The sequence below is a fragment of the Pseudomonas sp. W2-17 genome (genome assembly GCF_041060445.1).
Taxonomy (GTDB): domain Bacteria; phylum Pseudomonadota; class Gammaproteobacteria; order Pseudomonadales; family Pseudomonadaceae; genus Aquipseudomonas.
Window position 1 is genome coordinate 72,657 of sequence record NZ_JAUFNS010000014.1, and the last position, 18,066, is coordinate 90,722.

Annotated in this window: 14 protein-coding genes; 5 read left to right on the forward strand and 9 right to left on the reverse strand. The window is 59.3% G+C overall.

Annotated features, from left to right (window positions below; genetic code table 11):
- The first annotated feature begins 109 nt into the window (after positions 1 to 109).
- On the forward strand, positions 110 to 1,063 hold the full coding sequence (epsC, locus tag QWI20_RS18085) for a serine O-acetyltransferase EpsC (protein WP_369306664.1): 954 nt from the start codon (positions 110 to 112) through the stop codon (positions 1,061 to 1,063).
- A gap of 418 nt (positions 1,064 to 1,481) precedes the next feature.
- Positions 1,482 to 3,437: a choline transporter BetT gene (gene betT, locus QWI20_RS18090; protein WP_244655956.1), complete on the forward strand. Its 1,956-nt coding sequence runs from the start codon at positions 1,482 to 1,484 to the stop codon at positions 3,435 to 3,437.
- Between the two features lie 115 nt (positions 3,438 to 3,552).
- Here the strand turns inward: betT and QWI20_RS18095 are convergent, their stop codons facing one another.
- Positions 3,553 to 4,305 carry an SDR family oxidoreductase gene (locus tag QWI20_RS18095; protein WP_369306617.1) on the reverse strand — a complete coding sequence of 251 codons (753 nt, stop codon included), beginning with the start codon at positions 4,303 to 4,305 and terminating at the stop codon, positions 3,553 to 3,555.
- A gap of 238 nt (positions 4,306 to 4,543) precedes the next feature.
- Here QWI20_RS18095 and mgrA point away from each other — a divergent pair, with 238 nt between their 5' ends.
- A complete protein-coding gene (mgrA, locus tag QWI20_RS18100; RefSeq protein WP_074890138.1) occupies positions 4,544 to 5,581 on the forward strand; it encodes an L-glyceraldehyde 3-phosphate reductase in 1,038 nt (345 codons plus the stop codon).
- 162 nt (positions 5,582 to 5,743) lie between these two features.
- Here mgrA and QWI20_RS18105 read toward each other — a convergent pair whose 3' ends face one another.
- The 8 genes from QWI20_RS18105 to glnA all read right to left on the reverse strand — a co-directional run bounded on the left by QWI20_RS18105 (position 5,744) and on the right by glnA (position 14,307).
- Positions 5,744 to 7,483, reverse strand: a complete 1,740-nt coding sequence (locus QWI20_RS18105) for an amidase (RefSeq protein WP_369306618.1) — start codon at positions 7,481 to 7,483, stop codon at positions 5,744 to 5,746.
- 88 nt (positions 7,484 to 7,571) lie between these two features.
- On the reverse strand, positions 7,572 to 9,008 hold the full coding sequence (ntrC, locus tag QWI20_RS18110; RefSeq protein ID WP_065991040.1) for a nitrogen regulation protein NR(I): 1,437 nt from the start codon (positions 9,006 to 9,008) through the stop codon (positions 7,572 to 7,574).
- Positions 9,005 to 10,090, reverse strand: coding sequence for a nitrogen regulation protein NR(II) (gene glnL, locus QWI20_RS18115; RefSeq protein WP_074890143.1), 1,086 nt, complete (start codon positions 10,088 to 10,090; stop codon positions 9,005 to 9,007). The genes ntrC and glnL overlap by 4 nt, the downstream gene beginning before the upstream one ends.
- A gap of 303 nt (positions 10,091 to 10,393) precedes the next feature.
- Positions 10,394 to 11,038: a DUF4124 domain-containing protein gene (locus QWI20_RS18120; protein ID WP_369306619.1), complete on the reverse strand. Its 645-nt coding sequence runs from the start codon at positions 11,036 to 11,038 to the stop codon at positions 10,394 to 10,396.
- Positions 11,022 to 11,558 carry a DUF4124 domain-containing protein gene (locus QWI20_RS18125; RefSeq protein WP_369306620.1) on the reverse strand — a complete coding sequence of 179 codons (537 nt, stop codon included), beginning with the start codon at positions 11,556 to 11,558 and terminating at the stop codon, positions 11,022 to 11,024. The genes QWI20_RS18120 and QWI20_RS18125 overlap by 17 nt, the downstream gene beginning before the upstream one ends.
- Positions 11,559 to 11,684: 126 nt before the next feature.
- A complete protein-coding gene (locus QWI20_RS18130; RefSeq protein ID WP_369306621.1) occupies positions 11,685 to 12,251 on the reverse strand; it encodes a chorismate mutase in 567 nt (188 codons plus the stop codon).
- 28 nt (positions 12,252 to 12,279) lie between these two features.
- The gene (locus tag QWI20_RS18135) at positions 12,280 to 12,729 is read right to left on the reverse strand and encodes a cupin domain-containing protein (RefSeq protein ID WP_369306622.1); all 450 of its coding nucleotides are present in this window, start codon (positions 12,727 to 12,729) and stop codon (positions 12,280 to 12,282) included.
- Positions 12,730 to 12,900: 171 nt separating this feature from the next.
- Positions 12,901 to 14,307, reverse strand: coding sequence for a glutamate--ammonia ligase (gene glnA, locus QWI20_RS18140; protein WP_037018763.1), 1,407 nt, complete (start codon positions 14,305 to 14,307; stop codon positions 12,901 to 12,903).
- Positions 14,308 to 14,639: 332 nt separating this feature from the next.
- On the opposite strand from glnA, the gene thiI reads away from it, so the two are divergent.
- On the forward strand, positions 14,640 to 16,094 hold the full coding sequence (gene thiI, locus QWI20_RS18145; protein ID WP_369306623.1) for a tRNA uracil 4-sulfurtransferase ThiI: 1,455 nt from the start codon (positions 14,640 to 14,642) through the stop codon (positions 16,092 to 16,094).
- 140 nt (positions 16,095 to 16,234) lie between these two features.
- The gene (gene typA / locus QWI20_RS18150) at positions 16,235 to 18,055 is read left to right on the forward strand and encodes a translational GTPase TypA (protein WP_369306624.1); all 1,821 of its coding nucleotides are present in this window, start codon (positions 16,235 to 16,237) and stop codon (positions 18,053 to 18,055) included.
- Positions 18,056 to 18,066 lie beyond the last annotated feature (11 nt).

Genomic DNA, 18,066 nt, shown 5'->3' on the forward strand with positions numbered 1-18,066 from the left:
CCACGAAAATAGTTATTTTTTTGCCGCGAAGGGATGTCGTAGAGTGATTCCACTTCGGCCGTTACAGCCTGACTCGCCGTTGAATTGAGGAGAAATCTGCGTGAGCACTATTCCCGACCTGTCCCCGGAATCCTGCGCCGAGGGCGTGACCGGCCACTGGCAACTGCAGCGGATTGTGGGCGAATTGCGCGCCGCGCGTGATGACTGGCGTACCAGCAACGGCAGAATCAGCGGCGAGAAGGGCGGCCGCGAACTGCCTTCCCGCGAGGCCATGCGCGACATTCTCGATGCGCTGTGCGGCGCGCTGTTTCCAATGCGGCTGGGGCCGGTGGACCTGCGCGAAGAGAGCGAGGACTTCTACGTCGGCTACACCCTCGACGTGGCGCTGAACTCGCTGCTCGATCAGGCGCGTCTCGAATTGCGCTACGCCGCCCGGCAGAAAGGCCAGGATGCCAGTTGCGCGGACGTGCATGCGGAACGGCTGATTCAGGATTTCGCCAGCGCGCTGCCGACGATTCGCCGCGTCCTCGACACCGACGTGCTGGCGGCGTACCACGGTGACCCCGCCGCGCGCAGTGTCGACGAGGTGTTGCTGTGCTACCCGGGCATTCTGGCGGTGATTCACCATCGTCTGGCCCATCACCTGTATCACAACGGCTTGCCCCTGCTGGCGCGCATCAGCGCCGAACTGGCTCATTCCGCCACCGGCATCGACATACATCCCGGTGCGCAGATCGGCCCGAGCTTCTTTATCGACCACGGGACCGGCGTGGTCATCGGCGAGACTGCCATCATCGGTGAGCGCGTGCGCATCTATCAGGCCGTTACCCTGGGCGCCAAACGCTTCCCCTCCGATGAAGACGGCCAATTGCTCAAGGGCCATGCCCGTCACCCAATCGTCGAAGATGATGTAGTGATCTATGCCGGCGCCACGATTCTGGGGCGCATCACCATCGGCAAGGGCTCGACCATCGGCGGCAACGTGTGGCTTACGCGCGGCGTCCCGGCAGGCAGCAACGTCAATCAGGCGAGCCTGCAGCACGAGGATGGGTGTTCGAAGTAGCCCGTCATATCGCAAATTTCAGGGTGCGCACACTGGCCTCTTCCCGGCTGAAGCCGGTCCTACTAATCGATCGCGTACGCTTCGTAGGACCGGCTTTAGCCGGGAAGGCGTCGGTCGCCATATCGCCAAGCCTCTATAATTTTCCAGCGTGTTGAAAACCCTCCCGAACCCACGGAACGAAAGGCTTTCGTTGTCCGTCCTACCCTCGCCTGATTAAGCGTCACGCCACCGTGCATTAGTCTCCGGCCGTCTATTCGTGCTTTAATTGAACGTTCAATCAAGTTAAACCGGTGGTTCGCTGCCCGCTGATCTCAGGAGGCCTACCTTTGCCGCATCCACGTTGCATGATCGATCCCCTCGCCCGCGCGGCGGTATTCATATGAATAATTCAAGCGCACCGAACAGCTCGCCTGTTCGCATGAACGGCCCTGTTTTCTATTTCGCTGCCAGCTTCATCCTGATCTTCGGACTGGTCGTGATCGGCTTCCCGGAAGCCTCCGGGGCCTGGTTGCTCGCCGCACAGAACTGGGCCGCCAACACCGTTGGCTGGTACTACATGCTGGCCATGACCCTGTATCTGCTGTTCGTTGTGGTCACTGCGCTGTCCGGCTACGGCAAGATCAAGCTCGGCGCCGACCACGACGAACCCGAATTCAGCTACCTGTCCTGGGCCGGCATGCTGTTCGCCGCCGGGATCAGCATCACGCTGTTCTTCTTCTGCGTGTCCGAGCCGTTGACCCACATGCTGCAGCCGCCGCAGGGTGAGGGCGGGACCACTCAATCGGCACGTCAGGCCATGCAGCTGCTGTTTCTGCATTGGGGCCTGCACGGTTGGGGCGTGTTCGCCTTCGTCGGCATGGCGCTGGCCTACTTCGCCTATCGCCACAACCTGCCGTTGGCATTGCGCTCAGCGCTGTATCCACTGATCGGCAAGCGCATCAACGGCCCGATCGGCTATGCGGTCGACGGGTTTGGCATCATCGCCACCATCTTCGGCCTCGGTGCTGACATGGGGTTCGGTGTACTGCACCTGAATTCAGGGCTCGACTACCTGTTCAACGTGCCGCACACCCAATGGATTCAGGTCGGTTTGATCACCCTGATGATGGGTGCGGCCATCCTGGTGGCCATTGCGGGCGTCGACAAAGGCGTGCGCGTCATGTCCGACATCAACATGCTGCTGGCCTGCGCGCTGCTGCTGTTCGTATTGTTTGCCGGACCCACGCAGCACCTGCTCAATACGCTGGTGCAGAACATCGGCGATTACCTCGGCGCGTTGCCGGTCAAGAGCTTCGACGTCTATGCGTACGATGGCCCGAGTGACTGGCTGGGTGGCTGGACCGTGTTCTATTGGGCGTGGTGGATTGCCTGGTCGCCGTTCGTGGGTCTGTTCATCGCGCGTATCTCCCGTGGTCGCACCATTCGTGAATTCGTTTGCGGCGTGCTGCTGATCCCGCTGGGCTTCACCCTCGCGTGGATGTCGATCTTTGGTAACAGCGCCATCGACCTGGTGCTGAACCACGGCATGGCTGCGTTGGGCCAGTCGGCTATCGACGACCCGTCGATGACCCTGTACCTGATGCTGCAGACGTACCCGTGGAGCCGGACGGTCATTGCCGTGACGGTGTTCATCAGCTTCGTGTTCTTCGTGACTTCGGCCGACTCCGGCACCGTGGTGCTGTCGACGCTTTCTGCCAAAGGCGGCAGCCCGGACGAAGACGGCCCGAAATGGCTGCGTGTGTTCTGGGGCGTGATGACGGCGCTGATCACCAGCGGCTTGCTGTTTTCGGGCAGCATCGATGCGCTGAAGTCTGCGGTGGTGCTGACCTCATTGCCGTTTTCGCTGATTCTGCTGCTGATGATGTGGGGGCTGCACAAGGCGTTCTACATGGAGTCCCAGCGCCAGATCGCTCAGCTGTACTCACTGGCACCGGTCTCCGGATCCCGACGTGGCGGCTGGCGTCAGCGTCTGACTCAGGCCGTGGCGTTCCCGTCCCGTGATGAGGTTTACCGCTTCCTCGACCAGACCGTACGCCCGGCGATTGAAGAAGTGACGGCAGTGTTCGTCGAGAAGGGCCTGACCGTCGTGACTCAGCCGGATCCGGCCAACGACACCGTGGGCCTGGAAATCGGCCACGGTGAAGAGCGTCCGTTCGTGTACCAAGTGACCATGCGTGGCTACTTCACGCCGTCCTTCGCACGCGGCGGCATGGGCTCCAAACAGCTGAACAACCGCCGTTATTACCGCGCCGAAGTGCACTTGAGCGAGGGCAGTCAGGACTACGACCTGGTGGGCTACACCAAGGAACAGGTCATCAACGACATCCTCGACCAGTACGAGCGCCACCTGCAGTTCCTGCACCTGGTGCGTTGAGGCTGCTTCTTTTGTAGAAAAACACGTGCCCGCGAGGGCGTCGTGTCAGTCACCCCAACCGGGACTGACACGACGCCCTTGTGGGCACGCTTGCTTTTACACCCTCGATTTCTGTTTAAGCCAAGCCACCATTGGCCCGCAGCACTTGACCATTCACCCAGCCTGAATCCGGGCCGGCCAGAAAGGACACAACGCTGGCGATATCCTCAGGCTGGCCCAGGCGCTGCAACGGCGGCATGGTGGCAAAGTGCTGGATTTGCTCCTCGGTTTTGCCTTCCAGGAACAGCTCGGTCGCCACCGGCCCCGGCGCGACGGCATTCACCGTGATATTCCGCCCGCGCAGCTCCTTGGCGAACACATGGGTAAAGGCTTCGACGGCCGCCTTGGTCGCGTTATAGATCGCGTAGCCCGGCAGGTTCAGCGCCAGCGCAGTGGTGGAGAAATTGATGATGCGACCGCCGTCGTTCATCCGCGCGCTGGCTTCGCGCAAGGTGTTGAAGGTGCCTCGGGTGTTGATGTTGAACGCCTGATCGAATTGCTCATCGCTGGTGTCTGCCAGCGGCAGTGCCTTCATGACGCCGGCGTTATTGATTAGCACATTGACCTTGCCCAGCTTCGCTTCCGTTTGCTCGAACAGTTCGTGGACCTCGTCAGCCTTGGCAACGTCGGCTTTGATCGCGATCGCCTGACCGCCGTCGGCATTGAGCTGCCCAATGAGGGCGTCCGCCTCCGCCGCGCTGCTGGCGTAATTCACGACCACCGCGAAACCGTCGTGGCTCAAGCGCCGGGCGATTTCCGCGCCGATACCACGGGAGGCGCCGGTGACGATGGCGACCGGACGGGGGATGTGTGGAGTGGACTGCGTCATGGTGAGGCTCCGATTCATTTGAAAGTGAGTGCAGCTTCACATGGCGGACCGCGTTGATAAACGCCGCAGAAACGCCTTCATTGTTCTGCTGCAGCGAACAATGTAATGGCTGTGGTTATCTGTCAGCCCTGAAGCGTAGCGTTCGTCCACTCTCTTGAACCCCCTCGCCGCAGAGAAATCCGAGTAATCTCGCAGGTTCGTTTTGTGACCGACTTCCCTACAAGAAAGAGAGGACTGGATGACTTACATCGCTGCCGAAAACCGTTATGAACGCATTCCCTATCGTCGCGTAGGCCGCAGTGGCTTGGTGCTGCCAGCGCTCTCCATGGGTCTGTGGCACAACTTCGGTGACAGCACGCCGATCGACACCCAGCGTGCGATGCTGCGCACGGCCTTCGATCTGGGTATCAACCACTTCGACCTCGCTAATAACTATGGCCCGCCCTACGGCAGTGCCGAAATCAACTTCGGTCGCCTGCTCAAGGAAGACTTCAAGCAATACCGCGACGAACTGATTATCTCCAGCAAAGCCGGCTGGGACATGTGGCCAGGGCCTTACGGTCAGGGCGGCGGATCACGCAAGTACGTGCTCGCCAGCCTCGACCAGAGCCTGCAGCGCATGGGTCTGGACTACGTCGATATCTTCTATTCCCACCGCTTCGACCCGGACACCCCGCTGGAAGAAACCGCAAGTGCGCTGGCCACGGCCGTGCAGCAAGGCAAGGCGCTGTATATCGGGATTTCGTCGTATTCGGGCGCCAAAACCCGAGAAATCGCAGGCCTGCTGAAAGAGTGGAAAGTGCCGCTGCTGATTCATCAGCCGGCCTATAACCTGCTCAATCGCTGGGTAGAAAAAGACCTGTTGGACACCACCGAAGAACTCGGCTCGGGCGTTATCGCGTTTACCGCACTGGCTCAGGGACTGCTCTCGGACAAATACCTGAACGGCATTCCAAAGGACGCACGGGTCAACCGTCCCGGTGGCGGCTCGCTACAGGCGGCGCATTTGTCGGAGCAGAACATCGAGCACGTGCGTGCGCTGAACGAGATCGCCAAGCGTCGCGGTCAGAGCCTGGCGCAGATGGCACTGGCCTGGACACTGCGCGATCCGCGCGTCACGTCCGCACTGATCGGCGCAAGCCGTCCGGAGCAGATCATCGAGAACGTCGGCGCCCTCGACAATCTTGAGTTCAGTCAGGAAGAACTGGCCGAGATCGACCGGTTTGCGGTGGAAGGCGGGATTAACCTGTGGGAGAAGCCGTCGTCGGCGGAGTAAAGGGCTCACTTCGCTGGGGGCGGGCGTAGTTCACCGCCCCCAGCGGTGCTCGCCAGCTCACCGTCAGGTAAAGCTTGCCTCGATCCGGCACCAGCTGTGCCGGAGCGTTGGCTGGGCGCCAGGCGATGACGAAGAAGGGCACTTGAACCGCCGGATCGCTATTCATGACGGCAGACTGCCTTCTCTGACCAGCGGATCTGTCGAGTTTTCGCGGGTGATTGGCCAGTAGGGCTGTGCAAACGGGGCAGGCGCTCGAAGCTGAGGGTCATCTGGTGCCTGTTGATGGTACTCGGGATGATGGTGCTGATAGTCCAAGGCTGCCTGAACCAGGCATGCATCGCTGAAGCGTGGTCCCCAGAACGCGGCGTTTATCGGCAACTGCCTGGTGATGCCAGTACTCCCATGGCCGATGGGAAATGTTACCATTGGCCATCCCAGTGCATTGGGCAGATCGTAATAGCGCCGTTGATTTTGCAATCCGAAGGGCTCGCCCAGTCCCATTCGAAACCCCACATGCGCGCCCAATGGCATGACCACCATGAAATCCACGCCCGCTTCATCCAGGGCGTCTTGCCATAAAGCCATTTGCGCGCGACGTCGCTGCTCCGCCTCTATTCGCACTGAGCATGGCATCTGTTCTATGACAGGGTGGGTAAATGCCGTGCCGTAGTAGCGCAGAAGTGTTTCCTTGTCCTCGTCGGGTCGACCCGCGGCAAAGTCTTCGACGGCTTGCCAGTAATTTGCTTCGTATTGCTGGCAGTAAGTCGTCGCCATTGCTGGCGTTACAGGTGTGTAGGGGTTTTCAATCGTCCATAGGATGGGTCCTGCGTAATAAAGACGGTTCGCCTCATCGGCCATGTTCACTCCGTCAAAGTCGATCACTCTGGCACCGAGCTGCTGCAACTGCTGTTTGAAGCGCTCAAACGCCAGTCCATAGTCGGGGTCGTAGGTTTGTCCCGGAGGAGTGACTAAGTCTGACATCCAGTCAGTCTGCGGCACGCCGATCGTCAGTCCCGCCAGTGGGGTATCCCCCGGACGTGGTGCGGTCGGCATCTCTGGAAACGGCAGCGGCGTATACAGCGTCTGCGGATCGCCAATGGGGTCAGGGCCTTGTATTGCGGCAAGAAGATGAGCGGCGTCCTGTACTGAGCGTGCCATCGGACCGACTACATCCCAACCTATGCGCAAGGGCATCAGGCCGCCGGTCGATACGTACCCCAGTGACGGCTTGATGGCGCTGGCACCGTTGGCAGCGGCCGGAATGATCATGGAGCCGCCGGTCTCCTCACCAAGCGTTGCGACACACAGCCGAGCGATCGGGGCAATAGCGGATCCGGAGCTGGATCCGCCGGGCACTTTGTTCACATCCCAGGCGTTACACCCAAAATCACCGTCGGTGCTGCCTGAAAAGCGTGAGCAAATGGTATGACCCAGCACGACAGCCCCCGCATCGCGCAAGCGAGCGACGGCGGTGGCATTGCGAAGTGCGAAATTGGTACCGAATTCCGGTGCGCCATTCTTGCTCTCAAGGCCGACGATGCCTATGGAGTCCTTGACGCCAACGGGTATTCCGCAAAGCATCGGCGCGATGCCACGCGGATCATCCGGATTGTTGATCCATTCATCAGCGTCTTGTGATTGGGCGAGCGCCTGCTCGCGATCAATACGCACAAAGGCGTTATAGCCGCCATTGTCGTTGTAGGTCTCAAACGGACCATTGAGCTGATCAATGCGCTCAAGATAGGCGAGGGTGATTTGCCGGGACGTCAGTTCGCCAGTGCGCAGCAATGCGGCCATTTCGACGAGCGAATAGTCGACCAGGCGCGCCTGACTTTTGATTTGCCGGCGTTGAAATCGTTGGCCGATGCCCCATTGAAAGGCGTATTGCCAGAATCGGTTCATGTGATTGAGCTCCCTGTCTCAATGGTCGAGACTTCAGGAGCTAATCACTGTTGTCGTACGGCGTAAACTGTCACAAATGACAGCTCACTCAGGCCTCATCACCCTCGTCGTCATCCCCGCCATCGATCTTCATGCCCAACTCCTTGATCTTGCGGGTCAAGGTATTGCGGCCCCAGCCCAGCAGCACGGCGGCGTCGCGACGACGGCCGGCGGTGTGCTTGAGCGCGGTCTCGATCATGATGCGTTCGAACGTCGGCACGGCACTGTCCAGCAGGCTGGATTGACCGCGGGCCAGCGCCTGATCGGCCCATTGGCGCAGCGCTTGTTCCCAGTTGGTCACCGGGGCAGCATCCTGCGGCAGGCTCAGCAGTTCAGGCGGCAGATCGCTGACATGCACTTCGCGGCCCGACGCCATCACCGTGATCCAGCGACAGGTGTTTTCCAGCTGACGGACATTACCCGGCCACGGCAGGTGCTTGAGGTATTCCTCGGTTTCCGCCTTCAGCAGCTTCGGCTCAACCGCCAGTTCCTGCGCAGCGCGGCTGAGGAAGTGGCGCGCCAGCGTCGGAATGTCTTCGCGACGGTCGGACATGCGCGGGATGTGAATGCGGATCACGTTCAGGCGGTGGAACAAGTCCTCGCGGAACTTGCCGGCCTGGACCAGGGTTTCCAGATTCTGGTGGGTCGCCGCAATGATGCGCACGTCGACTTTGACCGGCACGTGGCCGCCAACGCGGTAGAACTCCCCGTCAGCCAATACGCGCAGCAACCGGGTCTGGGTATCGGCTGGCATGTCGCCGATTTCATCGAGAAACAGGGTGCCGCCGTCGGCCTGCTCGAAACGTCCGCGCCGCAGGTTCGCCGCGCCAGTGAACGCACCTTTTTCATGGCCGAACAGCTCGGACTCCATCAAGTCTTTCGGAATCGCCGCCATGTTCAGCGCAATGAACGGCGAAGCCGAGCGCGGGCTGTGGCGGTGCAGGGCGTGGGCAACCAGCTCTTTACCGGTCCCGGACTCGCCGTTGATCAGCACGGTGATGTTGGAGTGGCTCAGACGGCCGATGGCGCGAAACACCTCCTGCATCGCCGGCGCTTCGCCGATGATTTCCGGGGTGCGGGTCAAGGTTGGCGGAACGGCCAGCCCCTGCTGCTCCTGAGCGTGCTGATTGGCGCGTTTGACCAGCGAAACGGCTTCGTCAACGTCGAACGGCTTGGGCAGGTATTCGAACGCACCGCCCTGATAGGACGCCACGGCGCTGTCGAGGTCCGAGTGAGCGGTCATGATGATGACCGGCAGGCGCGGATGCTGTTCGCGAATGCGCGCCAGCAAATCCAGGCCGCTGGCGCCGGGCATGCGGATGTCGGAAATGATTACGTCCGGTTGCTGACGGGCCAGGCGGCTCATCACGCCATCGGCGCTGTCGAAACTCTGCGTGGTCATGCCCTCTTGCTGCAGGGCTTTCTCCAGTACCCAGCGGATGGAACGGTCGTCATCGACGATCCAGACAGTTTCACTACGGCTCATGTCGACGCTGCTCCTTGTTCCAGCGGCAGGAAGATCGAGAATGTTGTATGGCCAGGGTGGCTATCACACTCGATCAGCCCCTGGTGCTGACTGATGATGTTCTGGGTAATGGCAAGGCCCAGCCCGGTGCCATCCGGGCGGCCGCTGACCATGGGGTAAAAAATGGTTTCTTGCAGCTCCGGTGGAATGCCGGGGCCGTTGTCGATGATTTCGATCTTGCTGACCAGACGATGGCGCACGTGACCGATGGTGAACTGGCGCATGGCGCGAGTGCGCAGGCTGATGCGGCCCAGACGCAGCTCGTTCTGGCTGCTGATGGCTTGCATGGCGTTGCGCACGATGTTGAGCACCGCCTGAATCATCTGCTCGCGGTCGATCAGCACATCGGGAATGCTCGGATCGTAGTCGCGCACAATGGTGATGCAACCCTGGCTCTCGGCTTCGACCAGGCTGCACACGCGCTCGAGCACTTCATGCACGTTGGTCATCGCCAGCATCGGCAGCTTGTTCGAGCCCAGCATGCGGTCCACCAAATTACGCAGGCGGTCGGCCTCTTCGATGATGACGTTGGTGTAGTCCTTGAGGCTCTCCTCCGGCAGCTCGCGTGCCAGCAACTGCGCGGCGCCGCGAATCCCGCCGAGGGGGTTCTTGATTTCATGGGCCAGGCCACGCACCAGCATTTTGGTGGTTTCCTGCTTGGACAGCTGAGCCTCTTCCTTGGTGATCCGCAGCAAGCGGTCACGGGGATGGACTTCCAGCAGCAGCATGGTCTCGGCCTGGGAAAGAATCGGGGTGACGGCGTAATCGACCGTGAGCGTCTGGCCGGTGAGGGCGGTCAGCATGGCCTCACGCTTGGTAAACGGATGCGCCTGTTCGACTGCCTGACGAAGCGAACTCAGCGCTTCGGCAGATTCGGTGAACAGCTCGCTGATGAATTGTCCGTGGCTGCGCTGACCGCTGATGGCCAGCAGCATTTCAGCGGCAGGATTCATGTACTCGAGGCGCAGGTCCGAGTTGAGCAGAATCGTGGCAGTGGTCAGGTTGTCGAGTAACAACCGATGCAACGCATCGCTGATAGTCATGAATCCCGGTGACCTCTTTTGGCTCTATGCACACGGGCTGGGCCGTGAGTGCAGGCTCTGATTGGTCTTGGCCAGCGTATGGAAACCGCTGAAACGTGTGATGTGCTCGCGCATTCATTACAAAATGCAAAAACCAAACCAAGGCTCCGAAAAGAAGCGCGGATCGAGCAATTGCGAGCGTTTTTTGCACGGCAGGCCCGGCGACAGTGCATGGATTCCTGAATGCCGAACCAAAATGGGCTTTTAAGGCGAAACCTTGTTCAGGTTGCGCACCACAATGGAGCATAGCCGGAAAGGCCAGGTTTAGCGGAAGAACGGAAAGAAGCTCGACTCTTCTTCCGGCTTGTCCTTGATGGGGCACTCGGGACGCACGCCGTAATCATCGGTTTTGCAGGGCTGTGCGAGTCGCTTCTGGGCCAGAGAGATGCGTATCAGGTGAAAGGGCTGATTGGGGGTTCGCTCCAGCACTCGACCGTATGGATCAATGATCTCCACGGACAACTGGTGAGTGCCGCGGTCGATGTTCGTCAGCGGAAAAACCGGGCTGCGCGTCGGCTCGCCATAGGGCTTGCTGTCGAGCAGTAACCGGTACACGTGGCCTGGCTGCAACTCGGGATCGTTGCTGACGGTGACGTTCAGGTTGCCTTCAATGTCGCGGATCGTGCTGTCGGGTTCCGGCGCCAGAATGCGCAGCAGCTGATAATGAAAGATGGGACTCGCCGCTGGCTTCGATTTGGATGCCCGACTGGGTGCTTTAGTGGGCTGATCGACCCGGTTGGTCGGCGCAATGTCGACCCTCTTCGCGTTGCGGTGAGGCTGATCGGTGAAGACCCGATTGCCGTCCGCATCGACGTAGGTATACACCTCGGCAAGGACGGATTGGCTCACGCCGAACAGCAGGCACAGGGAAATGGCCAACCGACAAAGGTGTTTAAGGTCTGCCGACATGGACTCGCTGCACTGTCAGGTTGACCGTCTCGCTTTGCTGGATTGAACGCTGGTTTTCCAGCACCTGAACCGAAAAGCTGTGCTCGCCCCGGTCAAGCTCCATGACCTGCAGCCGCGGAATGTTGGTGGGCTGGCCGTAGGGCGCGCCATCCACAATCAACTGCAGCAAATGTCCGGGCTGTAAACGAGGCTCTATGGCGACACCAACGGTGAACGAGCCGTTGTTGGCGCGGAGCGCTTCGTCCTGGGGCAAGTCTTTCAGCGCGAGCACCTGATAGGCAGCGGCGCTTTGCTGGTTCTGGGTTTGGTTCTGGTTCTGCGTCGCGGGCAGTGGCGGCGGTGGGGCAGGCACGACGGTTTCGACGCTATTGAGTGGCGGCAACTCGACGGTTTCGGCTTTGGTGCCGTTCGGCGGCTGATTGCTGTACGCCGTGTTCCCGGAGGCATCGGTGTATTTGTAGATCTGCGCGGCAGCAGGCAGTGCAAACACCAGCAACAGAAGGGCGAGACATTGACGCATGAACACTCCAGTGCAGCGATCAGGACAACCAACAATGGTGCCGCGCTGAATGCATGGCGCGGCACGGGTCAGCATAGAGGATTACTGATCAAGGGTGTCATTCGGGAAGCGGACCCGCGTGCCTGCTCACTGGCTTGCCGTGGTCCGGCAAAGGTCGCCTGCCGCCCGTTGCAGTGCGGTCACGATGACGGGATCACTTGCCTGTCGCTGGATTTCCGACTGCACCCAACCTGGGCATTTGGCATCGCTGCGGTAAGGCTGAAACGCCGAGTAACTTTGCATCAACACCGGCAGCAGCGTATCCAGCCGACCCCGTATGCCATCGGTCAGGTTGACGTCTGGCTTCTCCGGAGAGTGACCGGTGTCGCGCCACTGTTCGAGGCGCGCATATTGCACCATCTTGTTGGCTTCCATCTGGGCGGTCATGAAATCGCGTACGTCGTCGGCGCCCAACTTGAATTCACTCGCCCGTGATTCGGCGTTCTCAATCACCTGACGCTCGCGCTCACTGTCCTGAACCGGCTTGCCGCTGTGCCATTTGCTGCGCGCCACGTCATTGGCGATTTCCAACCGTTGCTCCATGGCCGCGATCAGCGGTTGAAGCTGCGCAGGAGGTTGCTGAGCAGGCGCCGCGTGAAGGCTGGTGGATACCAGGCCGCAGGCTAACGCAGCGAGTTGGAGCTGTTTAAGCATTGTCATGTCCTCACGTATGACCAAGCGATCACTGTTTAACATTTTGGCTGGTAGAAAGTGGCATTCCCTGTGTTCCGGCGTAAAAAACGACGAGTTCCACTGCGGTGTCCCCCGTCAGGCCTCGATGCTGCCTGTTGACCATTTCAGGCAGGACATCCCCTGGCTTGAGCAGAATCGATTTGCCACCTTCGAGGGTTTCCACCGTGAGATTGCCGGACACGACATAGGCCGCATTCGGCATCGGATGCTCGTGCCATTTGAGGGCAGTGTTGGCGGGGATTTTGATGTTGAGGACAGTCAGCTCAGGCTTGCCGACGGGGTAGGCTTCATAGGCTGTTCCGTCCCAGGAACTTGAGCTTTTGAGCAGAACGGTGGATTCGACCGTTGAGACCGGAACGGAGCTGGACGTTTGCGCGGTGGCGCATCCGCCAAGGGCGATCATCGCCAGCAGCAGGCAAGCGGGAGTGACGTTGAACATGAACGAAATCCTTGTGTTTTGAAGGCAGAAACACAAGGTTGCCGGAAACGTCGTTCCCATCTGCGGTACATATTTATAGCTGTATGGCGACCGAGCAATACGCGCCCAGTAACAAAAAAGGCCTCCCGAAGGAGGCCTCTTGTTCACGCGGCTCTCGCCGGCGCGACTGGATCAGCAGCTGTAGTACAGCTCGTATTCCAGTGGGTGTACGAAGGTGCGCACTTTGATTTCTTCTTCGGATTTCAACGCGATGTAAGCGTCGATGAAGTCGTCGCTGAATACGCCGCCTTTGGTCAGGAACGCACGACCTTTGTCCAGCTCTTCCAGGGCTTCTTTCAGGCTGCCGCAAACTTGCGGGATCTCTTTCGCCTCTTCAGGCGGCAGGTCGTACAGGTTTTTGTCGGCCGCATCGCCAGGGTGGATCTTGTTCTGGATGCCGTCCAGGCCAGCCATCAACAGGGCAGCGAACGCCAGGTACGGGTTGGCTGCCGGGTCCGGGAAACGTGCTTCGATACGACGGCCTTTAGGGCTGTTGACGTAAGGAATACGGATCGATGCCGAACGGTTACGAGCCGAGTAGGCCAGCATGACCGGCGCTTCGAAGCCTGGAACCAGACGCTTGTACGAGTTGGTTGCCGGGTTGGTGAAGCCGTTCAGGGCCTTGCCGTGTTTGATGATGCCGCCGATGAAGTACAGAGCCGTGTCGGACAGGCCGGCATAACCTTCGCCCGCAAAGGTGTTCTTGCCATCTTTGGAGATGGACATGTGAACGTGCATACCCGAACCGTTATCGCCGTACAGAGGCTTGGGCATGAAGGTAGCGGTGCGGCCGTAAGCGTCGGCAACGTTGTGCACGACGTATTTCAGGGTCTGAACTTCGTCAGCCTTTTTAACCAGCGTGTTGAATTTCACGCCGATTTCGTTCTGGCCAGCGGTTGCCACTTCGTGGTGGTGAACTTCGACGACCTGGCCCATTTCTTCCAAAGCGTTGCACATTGCGGTGCGGATTTCGTGGTCGTGGTCGAACGGTGGAACCGGGAAGTAGCCGCCTTTGATGCCTGGACGGTGGCCCTTGTTACCGCCTTCGATGTCAGCGTCGGACATCCACGAACCTTGTTCGGAGTAGATTTTGAACATGGAGCCGGAGATGTCGGACTTGAATTTCACTTCGTCGAAGATGAAGAATTCTGGCTCAGGGCCGGCGAATACAGTGTCACCGATACCGGTCGACTTCAGGTATTCCTCGGCGCGGTGAGCAATGGCGCGCGGGTCGCGATCATAACCTTGCATGGTCGAAGGTTCGATGATGTCGCAAACCAGGATCAGTGTAGGCTCTTCGGTGAACGGATCCAGCACGGCGGTTTCGTCGTCCGGCAGCAGGATCATGTCGGAGGCTTCAATACCTTTCCAACCCGAGATGGAGGAACCGTCGAACATTTTGCCGACTTCGAAGAAGTCGTCTTCCAGCGCATCGCGGGCCGGCATGGTCACGTGGTGCTGAGTGCCTTTGGTGTCCGTGAAGCGCAGATCAATCCATTTAACGTCATGATCTTTGATGAGTTGAACCGACTTCGACATGTTGTCCTCCGGGGTGGATTAGGGCCTGAGTAGTGGTTGGCCCTTCAATTTGGGTGATGCCGGACGCGATACTCGACCAAGGCAACCTGCCTCACAAGGGAGCAATTTGCATGCCAGTGCCCTGTGTTGGGTTTTCCGCGGGAATAGCTGCCTTTAACCGCGTTAAACGTCGCATATTCGAAAACCGACGCACTCTTATGGTGCCAAGTAATTGTATACAGGGCCGTTTTGGTGCGCGGACGATTGGCCGTACGATAACTGGTTAAACCTTGAGCAATTTCCGCTATAATCCGCGCCCCCCTTTTTCGACCGGGACCTAGCGCGCTGTTTTCATGAAATTAATCGTCAAAGTCTTCCCAGAAATCACTATCAAAAGCCGGCCTGTGCGCAAGCGCTTCATCAAACAGCTGGCCAAGAACATCCGTACGGTGCTCCGCGATCTGGACCCGGCGTTGGTGGTGGATGGCGTGTGGGACAACCTTGAGGTCGAAACCAGGGTCGAGGATGCCAAAGTCCTGCGCGAGATCACCGAGCGGCTCAGCTGCATGCCCGGCATCACGCACTTTCTGCAGGTTGACCAGTATCCGCTGGGCGACATGGAAGACATTTACGAGAAGTGCAAGCTGCACTTCGGCGACGCGCTCCCCGGCAAGATTTTCGGGGTGCGCTGCAAGCGTGCGGGCCATCATGACTTCAGCTCCATGGACGTCGAGAAGTATGTCGGCAGCAAGCTGCGTCGTGAATGCAACGCCGCCGGCATTTCGCTGAAAGCCCCGGAAGTCGAAGTCAGAATCGAGATTCGGGATCAGCGACTGTTCGTGATCCACAGCCAGCACAACGGCATCGGCGGTTATCCGCTGGGTTCGCTTGAACAGACCCTGATCCTGATGTCCGGTGGCTTTGACTCAACCGTGGCGGCGTACCAGATCATGCGTCGCGGCCTGATGAGCCACTTCTGCTTCTTCAATCTGGGCGGACGTGCCCACGAGCTGGGGGTGATGGAAGTCGCGCACTTCATCTGGAAGAAGTACGGCAGCTCACAGCGGGTGCTGTTCGTCAGCGTACCGTTCGAGGAAGTTCTGGGAGAAATTCTCGGAAAAGTCGATAACAGTCATATGGGCGTAGTATTGAAGCGTATGATGTTGCGCGCTGCGACCAACATTGCCGACCGGCTGGAAATCGACGCGCTTGTGACAGGCGAGGCGATTTCCCAGGTGTCCAGCCAGACGCTGCCCAACCTGTCGGTCATCGATTGCGTGACAGAGAAGCTGGTCCTGCGACCGCTGATCGCCAGTCACAAGCAGGACATCATCGACCTGGCCGACCAGATCGGCACCGGCGATTTTGCCCGGCACATGCCCGAATACTGCGGTGTGATCTCGGTGAATCCGAAGACCGCCGCCAAGCGCAATCGGGTCGAGCACGAAGAAAAATCGTTCGACATGGCCGTGCTCGAGCGTGCGCTCGAAAACGCTCGCCTGGTACCGATCGATCGCGTGATCGAGGAATTGGGGCAGGACGTTCAGATTGAAGAAGTCAGTCAGGCGCTGGCGGGGCAAGTGGTCATCGACATCCGTCACCCGGATGACGCTGAAGACCGCCCGCTGGCGCTGACTGGCGTCGAAGTACAAACGCTGCCGTTCTTTGCATTGAACAGCCGTTTCAAGGAACTGGATGACACGCGCCAGTACCTGCTCTATTGCGACAAAGGCGTCATGAGTCGCCTGCATGCTCATCATCTGCTCAGTGAGGGGCATGCCAATGTGCGCGTTTATCGACCGAGCTAAGTGCCCGGGGCTGTTTGCCTGTGGCTTGCGTCACCGGCCCCCCGACACCAGTCGTCAGCCGTAACGGCTTTCGCCGGCTCCACCGTTCATAGCTGCCTACAATCAGACAGCTGACCGAATCCTCTGATCGAGATACACAAGTGATCGAAAATCTACGCAACATCGCCATCATTGCTCACGTTGACCACGGTAAAACTACCCTCGTCGACAAGCTTCTGCGCCAGTCCGGCACCCTTGAGCGCAACGAGCTCAACGACGAACGCGTGATGGACTCCAACGACCAGGAAAAAGAGCGCGGTATTACCATTCTCGCGAAGAACACCGCGATCAACTGGAATGGCTACCACATCAACATCGTTGATACCCCGGGCCACGCCGACTTCGGTGGTGAAGTAGAGCGCGTGATGTCGATGGTTGACTCCGTTCTGCTGCTGGTCGACGCTCAAGACGGCCCTATGCCGCAAACCCGTTTCGTGACCAAGAAGGCTTTCGAAGCCGGCCTGCGTCCGATCGTGTGCATCAACAAGGTTGACCGTCCAGGCGCGCGTCCGGACTGGGTTCTGGACCAGATCTTCGACCTGTTCGACAACCTCGGTGCTACCGAAGAACAGCTGGACTTCAAAGTCGTCTACGCCTCGGCCCTGAACGGCATTGCCGGTCTGGATCACACCGACATGGCTGAAGACATGACCCCGCTGTACCAGTCGATCGTCGACAACGTACCTGCGCCGAAAGTCGACCGTGACGGTCCGTTCCAGATGCAGATCTCGGCACTGGACTACAACAGCTTCCTGGGCGTCATCGGTGTTGGCCGTATTGCTCGTGGCCGCGTCAAGCCGAACACCCCGGTTGTCGCGATCGGTGCTGACGGCAAGCGCCGCAACGGCCGTATCCTGAAACTGATGGGTCACCACGGTCTGCACCGCATCGATGTAGAAGAAGCTGCCGCTGGCGACATCGTCTGCATCAGCGGTATGGACTCGCTGTTCATCTCCGACACTCTGTGCCACCCGGACGCAGTTGAAGCGATGAAGCCGCTGACCGTTGACGAACCGACCGTTTCGATGACCTTCCAGGTCAACGACTCGCCGTTCTGCGGTAAAGAAGGCAAGTTCGTGACCTCCCGTAACATCAAGGAGCGTCTGGACAAAGAGCTGCTGTACAACGTTGCTCTGCGCGTTGAAGAAGGCGACTCGGCTGACAAGTTCAAGGTCTCGGGCCGTGGTGAGCTGCACTTGTCGGTACTGATCGAAACCATGCGTCGCGAAGGCTTCGAAATGGGTGTTGGTCGTCCTGAAGTGATCATCCGTCAGGTAGACGGCGTGAAGCAGGAACCGTTTGAAAACGTGACCATCGATACCCCGGAAGAATCCCAGGGCAAGGTCATGGAAGAGATGGGTCTGCGTAAGGGCGACCTGACTAACATGGTGCCGGATGGCAAAGGCCGTGTGCGTCTGGAATACAACATCCCTGCTCGTGGCCTGATTGGTTTCCGTAACCAGTTCCTGACCCTGACCAACGGTGCTGGCATCCTGACCTCGATCTTCGACCGCTACGACACCATGAAGTCAGGCGACATGTCCGGTCGTCAGAACGGCGTTCTGGTATCGGTTGAAACCGGCAAGGCACTGACCTACTCCCTGGAAACCCTGCAGGCGCGCGGCAAGCTGTTCGTCGAGCACGGTCAGGAGATCTACAACGGTCAGATCGTTGGCTTGAACAGCCGCGACAACGACATGGGCGTCAACCCAACCAAAGGCAAGAAGCTCGATAACATGCGTGCTTCGGGCAAAGACGAGACCATCGCTCTGGTTCCACCGGTCAAGTTCACTCTGGAACAGGCTCTGGAATTCATCCAGGACGACGAGCTGTGCGAAGTCACCCCTAAGTCGATCCGTCTTCGCAAGAAGATCCTCGACGAAGGCGAGCGTACCCGCGCTGCCAAGAAAGCCAAGGCGTAACTAGCCCCGGC

Coding starts and splice junctions, on each gene's coding strand:
- ntrC (WP_065991040.1), bottom strand. CDS start 9,008: ATGAGCCGTAGTGAAACTGTCTGGATCGTCGATGACGACCGTTCCATC.
- glnL (WP_074890143.1), bottom strand. CDS start 10,090: ATGACTATCAGCGATGCGTTGCATCGGTTGTTACTCGACAACCTGACC.
- QWI20_RS18105 (WP_369306618.1), bottom strand. CDS start 7,483: ATGAACCGATTCTGGCAATACGCCTTTCAATGGGGCATCGGCCAACGA.
- QWI20_RS18120 (WP_369306619.1), bottom strand. CDS start 11,038: ATGTCGGCAGACCTTAAACACCTTTGTCGGTTGGCCATTTCCCTGTGC.
- mgrA (WP_074890138.1), top strand. CDS start 4,544: ATGACTTACATCGCTGCCGAAAACCGTTATGAACGCATTCCCTATCGT.
- QWI20_RS18130 (WP_369306621.1), bottom strand. CDS start 12,251: ATGCTTAAACAGCTCCAACTCGCTGCGTTAGCCTGCGGCCTGGTATCC.
- QWI20_RS18095 (WP_369306617.1), bottom strand. CDS start 4,305: ATGACGCAGTCCACTCCACACATCCCCCGTCCGGTCGCCATCGTCACC.
- QWI20_RS18135 (WP_369306622.1), bottom strand. CDS start 12,729: ATGTTCAACGTCACTCCCGCTTGCCTGCTGCTGGCGATGATCGCCCTT.
- thiI (WP_369306623.1), top strand. CDS start 14,640: ATGAAATTAATCGTCAAAGTCTTCCCAGAAATCACTATCAAAAGCCGG.
- QWI20_RS18125 (WP_369306620.1), bottom strand. CDS start 11,558: ATGCGTCAATGTCTCGCCCTTCTGTTGCTGGTGTTTGCACTGCCTGCT.
- betT (WP_244655956.1), top strand. CDS start 1,482: ATGAACGGCCCTGTTTTCTATTTCGCTGCCAGCTTCATCCTGATCTTC.
- glnA (WP_037018763.1), bottom strand. CDS start 14,307: ATGTCGAAGTCGGTTCAACTCATCAAAGATCATGACGTTAAATGGATT.